The sequence below is a fragment of the Candidatus Neomarinimicrobiota bacterium genome (assembly GCA_021157965.1).
Taxonomy (GTDB): Bacteria; Fidelibacterota; Fidelibacteria; order Fidelibacterales; family Fidelibacteraceae; genus Fidelibacter.
In genome coordinates, this window is the sequence record JAGGVO010000053.1 from 1 (window position 1) to 5,288 (window position 5,288).

The 5,288-nt window shown below is 42.5% G+C and carries 5 protein-coding genes; 2 read left to right on the plus strand and 3 right to left on the minus strand.

Annotation, left to right across the window (positions count from 1 at the left end; all coding sequences use genetic code 11):
* Positions 1-371: 371 nt before the first annotated feature.
* Entirely contained in the window at positions 372-1,607 is a 1,236-nt protein-coding gene (locus J7K63_08660; GenBank protein MCD6235090.1) for a T9SS type A sorting domain-containing protein, read from the minus strand.
* A 17-nt stretch (positions 1,608-1,624) separates the two neighbouring features.
* On the minus strand, positions 1,625-2,260 hold the full coding sequence (locus J7K63_08665; GenBank protein ID MCD6235091.1) for a hypothetical protein: 636 nt from the start codon (positions 2,258-2,260) through the stop codon (positions 1,625-1,627).
* A gap of 900 nt (positions 2,261-3,160) precedes the next feature.
* On the opposite strand from J7K63_08665, the gene J7K63_08670 reads away from it, so the two are divergent.
* Positions 3,161-3,592: a DUF134 domain-containing protein gene (locus tag J7K63_08670; protein MCD6235092.1), complete on the plus strand. Its 432-nt coding sequence runs from the start codon at positions 3,161-3,163 to the stop codon at positions 3,590-3,592.
* A gap of 23 nt (positions 3,593-3,615) precedes the next feature.
* Positions 3,616-3,972, plus strand: coding sequence for a DUF5320 domain-containing protein (locus J7K63_08675; protein MCD6235093.1), 357 nt, complete (start codon positions 3,616-3,618; stop codon positions 3,970-3,972).
* A gap of 5 nt (positions 3,973-3,977) precedes the next feature.
* Here J7K63_08675 and J7K63_08680 read toward each other — a convergent pair.
* Positions 3,978-5,288: hypothetical protein (locus J7K63_08680; protein ID MCD6235094.1), on the minus strand; the 1,311-nt coding region annotated here is incomplete at its 5' end.

Genomic DNA, 5,288 nt, shown 5'->3' on the forward strand with positions numbered 1-5,288 from the left:
AAATGAAGGACTAAAAGCCTTATTATTAATGGTGAAAACGGGCTAAAAGAATAGAGCTATTCTATTATATAAAGAGTATGATAAGCGTTAAGCTTTTCGGTAACCTATCGGTAACGGATTCTAAACGCTCCTGTAAGTCATTGATTATAAGCATGTTACAAAACCATGCAACGGTCTTCTAAACCGTAGGTCGCAGGTTCGAATCCTGCTCGGGGTACATAAATAATGATGAATGATGAATTGAATTTTATGAATGACTGAATTGGGTTTAATTTGTCAACTTGTTATTCATCACGCGTGACGAGTTGACCAATCCTGCCCACTGACGACTGACGACTGACGGCTGACGACTGTCGACTGACAACTGACGCCTATTTCATCAGCACCATCTTCTGCGTCTTCACAACATCCCGCGCCTGCATCCGGGCAATATAAATTCCCGAACTGTATCCTGTGGCGTCCCAGGAAATGGTGTGATATCCGGCGGGAGTGTGTTGATTGATGATCTGCTCAACCATTCTTCCGGTGATGTCATAAATATTGAGAATAACACAGTTGGCTTCCGGCAGTGAATATCGGATGGTTGTGGCCGGATTAAAGGGATTGGGGTAATTGGGGAAAAGCGTAAAACATTCCGGGACTCCTTCATGTGAAACAGCAGAAGGTGATAAATCCGGAGCGCCGTTTTCTGCGGTATATGCAGCCATGGCCACAATGGCACGGACTCTGTCATGAAAAACCGGAAAATCGAAATATGCCATACTGTCTCCGTGGGTCCAGATATGAGAATTATAATACGAGCTGGATTGTGTAAAAGACATCATTGGTATCTGACATCCTGTGATCAGTCCTGCGGCACCGTAATGATTATAACCCACGGAAATATCGATATTTTCTGAAGTGACCACAGAATCAAAACGTGCAAGAATGTCTAAATAAACCTGATCATTTGAACTGGGTATCTGAGCTTCAGTTCTCCGCAATCCCAATGTATCAAATCCGATGGCTTCCACATCGATCTGCATGAAAATCCGGTCTATCCAAGGATTGTCGGAATATGTTTCCTTAAATGCCCACGTAGCGTCCCCTTCTGAACCCCAGAAAGCAAAAAGAACGGACCTGCTCAGATCAAGGCTGAAAAAAATCCTTGCAGTTTCCAGTATTGCCGCAGTTCCCGACGCATTCATATCCGCTGAAGGATTTTCACTACTCCCGCCCCATGTCAGAGAACCGTCATAAAAAGCCGACAAAAGCAGTATTTCATCAGGATGGTTCTTACCTTCTTTATAAACAAAAATATCTTCAGCATTCGCACGGGAATTACCGGTCAGAAAAATACTGTATTCAAAAGTATCAACAGTATATCCATATGATTCAAGTTCCATTTTCAGATAATCTCCGGCAAGAGCATAACCCGGCTGACCAACTTTCCTGAAAGTAATCTGAACATTTTGACTATCCGGATGTACAAACCCTTCCTCACCGGAAAGGATGGCGACATGACGATTTAGATTTTCAACGACTACTTGATGTGATGGGAGTAATGCATATAATGTCACAGGCGCAAAGGAAACCAAAAGAATGGAAATAATGATTATTCTTTTCATGATATAATCTCCTTTTTTTAACGGTCTATCTGTGGGATAGCCGGCCAAACCAGTATTGATGCCGGTGAAAGAGAATCCCACAATTTATTATAAATAGCATACCAGACATATCCTTCAAGATTCTTAAGATTGATTGTAAAATCTGTATAAACCGTATCAGGAATATTATTATTTACATAAGCATATGATAATAAACTGTCTGTAAAAACAGTCTGCCATGCACCATTACCAATTTTTCGTTTTAAAATGTAATAATGTCCCCATGTAAAATTCCATTTCATGGAAGGGTGTAAGTTATTAGTATTTTTTACAAAATTCCTAACAGGTGGTACGACAGAAGGAATGTTTTCTCCACATGCTTTATACGATAAATTTTCATTGTATTTTGGATTGAATGCCGCCCAAAGGTAAGCACCTTCAAAATACGTGACTTCTTCTTCAGTAGAAAATTCACAAGATTTCCATCCGGCAGTATCCAATGAATTCAATGAATAATCAGGAAATCTGTTATTGATACACAAACGGTCTGAAGGTCCATCTTTTAAAAATAATGACTCGCAATGTCCTGTAACACCATTGATACTGTCAATTCTTTCGGTGCAATAAACACAAACAAATACAATAATTAATAAAATATAATAGTTTCTTTTCACGGTACACACCTCTTGTTACAAATAAAGATATGGTATCTCTTTGCTGAACTCAAGTACGATTCTTTTTATGCTTTCTATCTATTATTATGCAATTTAAAGGCTACTCTGAAAAGTTGATAGACAAGCCCAGAAATAAACGTTACAGTTTTTGTGAATAATTCCTCAATTTCCTACGGTTCAGTTTCATTAATTCCATCGAGTTTCACTTTAACAATACTTTAAAGTGCAATCATTAATAATGCAAGTCTGATTGCAGAAATCATGGCAGATAACATCCGATTAAAAAAAAGTACCATGGGGAGCTTTGAGAGGGAGATGGGTTGAACCGGATATACGGGATTCTGTTGTGAAATACGTAAAAAACATGGAAATAAAAAGCGGTCTGCCTCAGAAATGGTTTATCACAAAGCTCGGAATAAGCTCCAGTAAATATTACGACTGATATGGACTGGAGAAGCGGCATAATGGTCATATTCCCCGTGATTTTTGGGTTTTAGACTGGGAAAAGCAAGCGATTGTGGATTATTGTAAAGATCACCTTGAAGAAGGCTATCGCCGGTTGACCTGCAAAATGATCGACGAAGATATTGCCGCTGTCAGTCCATCTGCCGTGTATCGTATGAAGTCTTTGAGGGTAAAATGAATCAGCGACTGAAAGAAAGACAATTTAAACTCGATCAGACCGCTTTGAAAAGAAGGCATTCATCCTTAAATGAATCTAAGAAAAAATCCATTTTCGCCTGAACCAATACATTCAAGACAACACGATTACTGAGCAGACAATCATAAATAAGCATATCAAGATAAAACACACCACACTTTGAATTCCAACAAGATTATCTTGATTTTTCCCTATAACTCCTTAAATTATAATTAGCATATGCCAATAATGGAGAAACGATGCCAAGGCCAATGAAAAACCGATGGATATACGGAACATACGAAGAAGAGGTTTTCAAGCCCCGTGGGAGGGGTATGGCAATGCTTGAGGAAGTCCGTTTGGAGGCCGATGAACTGGAGGCTCTCCGCCTGGCAGATTACGAAGGGTTGTATCAGAGTGAAGCAGCCGAGAAGATGGGAATCTCCCGGCAGACCTTTGGAAATATTCTTAAACGAGCACATCAGAAGGTTTCTGATGCCCTGATACACCGGAAAATGATTCGCATGTATCCGGCGGGCCCGGATCGTCGGTCATGTATCCGCTGCGGGCAGACCTGGACCGGCACGGCGCCGCGCCTGAACCGGGATATCTGTCCGGAATGTGATGATGATGAGATGTCCCAGAGGGAATATCCGCCTTACAGTCACCGGCATCGTCACGGACATGAATGAAAAATAAACAAAGGAGGTATACAATGCCACGAGGAGACAGAACAGGACCTGAAGGATATGGTCCCATGAGCGGCAGGGGATTGGGATATTGCCGTGGATACAGCAGTCCGGGCTATACCAAGGGAACCCCGCGCGGATGGGGCCTTGGTCGAGGCTTTGGAAGAGGGTACGGCCGGGGTTTCGGTGGGGGATTCGGCTGGAGAAACCGCTTTCGGGGCGGTTATGACTATGAGAACTTTCCCCCCGTTGCACCTGAACCGCCCATGAATCCCAAAGATGAGACCCGGCTGTTAAAAGAGGAAGCGGATGCTTTGAAAAAGGATCTCGAATCCATCAACAGCCGCATTAAAGAGCTGGAAGAAGGAAAATCTAAAGAATAATCGGATTATTCCGACGTCTCTTTCCGTTTGTACTCTTTGCACAGATCCACCCGGTGACAATATTCTGAATCCCAGCTTTTGGAAAAGATCTCCGACACCCGTTTGGAGATCTTTTCATTTTCAACCACAATTCCCAAATTCCTTCCCGAGTGAAAATAACTTTTGGATGCATTGGATGTCCCCAGCCAGAATGCTTTGTCATCGGCCACGATGAATTTGCAGTGTTCCACCCGGGCGAAACCGATATACCCTTCATTTGCTTCCGGGATGGTTGAAAATTTAATTTCCACATTGGGGATGGCGTGGAGCGATTTGATGTATTCGATCCGGGGAGAATAAAAGTTCCAGTCGGATAAAATCATTTCCACCTTTACGCCCCGTGCCGCTGCCCGGCGCAAGGCAAAATCCAAAGCTTCATATAGTTCTCCCCGGGACAAAGGGGAATAACTCAGAAACTGAAGCTGAAGGGATTCTTTTGCCGAATCAATCAGCCGGACTATCTGTGTTTCATCCCAGTTCGGTTTGTAAAAGATGATGGACGGATTACTGGCAGTGGGAATAATCTTTATCTTTCCATATTTTTCCGATGATATTTCAAACTGTGCCAGCTCATTCCTCTTTTCAAGCGTGCGGATTATCTTTTCGGCATCCGTTTTATTATCAGACAGCTGCCAGTCCAGGTTGAAAATTTCCTGATAAAAAGAGACGATTTCCGCATTATGAAGACGGATTCCCAGTTCATGAATATGTTTTAAAGCCCGCCAGTCGAAATTCTGGGACCCGAGAAAGAGTTCCTTTCCGTCCACGATAAAATACTTGGCATGCAGCACTCCGCCGGTGATGTCATTCAGACAATAGATATGGACGGAAATGTTTTTATGTTTCTTCAGTTTATCCACGGTTTCGGGGTAGGTTTTATACATATTTCCATCCACGATAAACCGGACGGCCACCCCCCGGTCCGCAGCCCGGTAAACGGCATTCAGGACCGGTTCCAGGGCTTCGCCTTTTTTATGGGAGATATAAAACTCCCCGAAATCCAGGGAAACTTCCGCCCCGTCAATCATTTCAATCCAGACTTCTGTAGTATTCCGGATATCGGGATTATCCAGGGTGGTTTCAACGGGAATGCTTTCGATGATTTCAATCGCATCTTTTGCGAAAAGAGAAAAGGCACATAACAGGAGGGGAATGATTTTTATGAACAGCTTCATCATGGGCACCTCCAAATCAATCATGGATAGTATTTTTCTTAAAAGTTTATCGAAATTCCGTCCAAATAGAAAGGCCAAAGCCATCATATTCTCATACCTCAG